The following is a 2,218-nucleotide window of genomic DNA, read 5'->3' as shown; positions in this document are numbered from 1 at the left end:
TGGACCAGCCTGCCAATCTGGCAGGCTGGCAGCCTGCCAATCTGGCAACCAGCACTACCAGCGGAAACGACGAAAACTGCAGTTCACGCGGCCTGCCAGATTGGCAGGCCCAAAGCAATCCCCCTCCGGAACAATCCCCAACCAACCAGCGCGGCGAGGCTTCTGGGATTGGTTGGGCGACTTCGTCGAAGAATGAAGGACCAGGAAAGTCAGCAGGAACTCAGTTCCTTACCCAGCTCGCGTTCCCTGACGGGACCGGGTTCGGGAGGCGTGCGGTGCAGGCTCTGGCTGACCATGTCGACCTGTTGCTGATCTCGGGCTGGACCGAAGACGACATCGCTGCTCGGATCACCGATGCCACCGGCGCGGGCAAGATCGGCAGCTGGCCGGGGTTCGCCCGCAGCAAGCTGGAATCGCTGCGCCCTCTGCCCGCTGCGAAACCTGCCACCACCGCCGTGTCGCCGTGGTGCGGCGAATGCGGTGACCCGCGCGATCCGCACCGTGAGCGCAAGTGCCGCAACAACGTGCGGATGCGTATCCGCGCCGACGGGTCGCCTTGCCCCTGCGCAACCACCAACGCCGCGTCATGAAAACGCCCGGACCAGGGCCTTCACCCCCGGTCCGGGCAAGGACAACCGACTACCAGCAGAAAGGAACACCGGATGTCCACCGGCATTGTCGCATCCGACGACCAGGACGACCCGAACTCGCCACACCCGCAGCTTGACAGGGCCAACCGCGACGTCATCGCGGCCGAGCAGTCCGTGCTTGGGGCGATGCTGCTCAGCCAGGACGCCCGGATCGAGGTCCCCCGCCTGTTAGCACGGAACGACTTCTACCTACCGAAGCACCAGAACATTTGGGACGCGATCGAAGCCCTCGGTGAGCGCGGCGAGCCTGCCGACGCCATTACCACCAGCGCCGAGCTCGAACGCCGCGGCGTGCTGCCGCAGTGCGGCGGTGCCCCGTACCTGCACACGCTGATCGAAACCGTGCCGACGGCGATGAACGCGATGTTCTACGCCGAAGAGGTTAAATGGATCTCTCTGCGGCGCCTGATCGCCAGCGAAGGGCACCGCATCATCCGAGTCGCTGACGCGCCGGGCGATGACCGCGAGGTGTTCGTAGAACGGGTCTCGGAGTCCTTTGAACGATGTCTGCGCGCCGCTGACGGTCCCGCCGCTGACGAGCTGCAGCCGGTCGGCGCCGACGACGAGCTGTTGGCCGAGTTCGTCGAGAATCTGGGCAAGCGCCCCGAGTCGGCGTTCACAACAGGGATCGTCGACCTCGACCGCGCGATGATCGCCAAGGAAGGCGCATTGATCTTGCTTGCTGCGGACACCGGGGTTGGAAAATCCCTGCTCGGCGCCCAGTTCGCCCGCCACTACGCCCGCGACCGGGGCGAGCGGGTGTTGTTTCACTCGCTGGAGATGTCCCGATCAGAGATGGTCGAGCGGGACATGTCGGCCGTCTCTGGAGTACCCCTGGCCGAGATCACCGGCGTACACGACCTCTCCCCCACCGACTACGACCTGATCACGGAGGAGTTCGTCCCGGCCTACCGTGAGTGGGGCCACCGGCTGCACTACGTCGAAGGCCGCGTGGGCGTCGCCGAAGTGGCCCGCAACGGCATGCGCCTGGACCACCAGTACCGCAAGGACGGCGGCGTCGGGCTCATCGTGTTCGATTACCTGCAGATCGGGAAGCGCCCCGGCGGGGTGTCCATCGAACGCGACGACCTCGCGCTCGCCGCGATGACCAGTGGCCTGAAGGATCTTGCGATGCACTTGCAATGCGTGGTGGTCGCGATCAGCCAGTTCTCGAAAGAAGGCCAGAAGGCCGAGACGCCGCAGGCGTACCACCTCAAAGGCTCCAGCGCGCTGGCTCAGGACGCCGACGTGGTGGCGCTCATGGTCGACGCGGGCAAGGACGACGACGCCCGCGCCGGAGAGGTCGACGTGTACCTGCCGAAGGTCCGCAAGGGCGTGTCCGGGCGTACGGTCACCATCTCCGAGCAGCGCCACAAGGCGCACTTTCGGGCGCTGGGGGACAACGATCGCGCCGCGATGTAGGGTCTCAAATCTGATGTCCAATTCTCAGTTCTGATGGCCACTGTCTGGCCAACTGGCCATCATCGAGCCGGGGCGGGTATCAGTCGTCGGCGAGGATGGCGTACAGATCCGAGTCGCGCCAACCATCGCGAATGTACGCGGTGCCA

Annotated in this window: 2 protein-coding genes; both read left to right on the top strand. The window is 65.6% G+C overall.

Annotated elements, in window-relative coordinates; all coding sequences use genetic code 11:
* A partial coding sequence (locus MOQ72_RS44035; RefSeq protein ID WP_242192019.1) for a hypothetical protein occupies positions 1–590 on the top strand: 590 nt, incomplete at its 5' end.
* Between the two features lie 72 nt (positions 591–662).
* Positions 663–2,072 carry a replicative DNA helicase gene (locus MOQ72_RS44030; protein ID WP_242192018.1) on the top strand — a complete coding sequence of 470 codons (1,410 nt, stop codon included), beginning with the start codon at positions 663–665 and terminating at the stop codon, positions 2,070–2,072.
* Positions 2,073–2,218 lie beyond the last annotated feature (146 nt).

The organism is Saccharopolyspora soli (assembly GCF_022678645.1).
GTDB classification, from domain to species: Bacteria; Actinomycetota; Actinomycetes; order Mycobacteriales; family Pseudonocardiaceae; genus Saccharopolyspora; species Saccharopolyspora soli.
The sequence above is the reverse complement of the archived record's forward strand: the minus strand, read 5'-3'. Positions and strand labels throughout refer to the sequence as shown.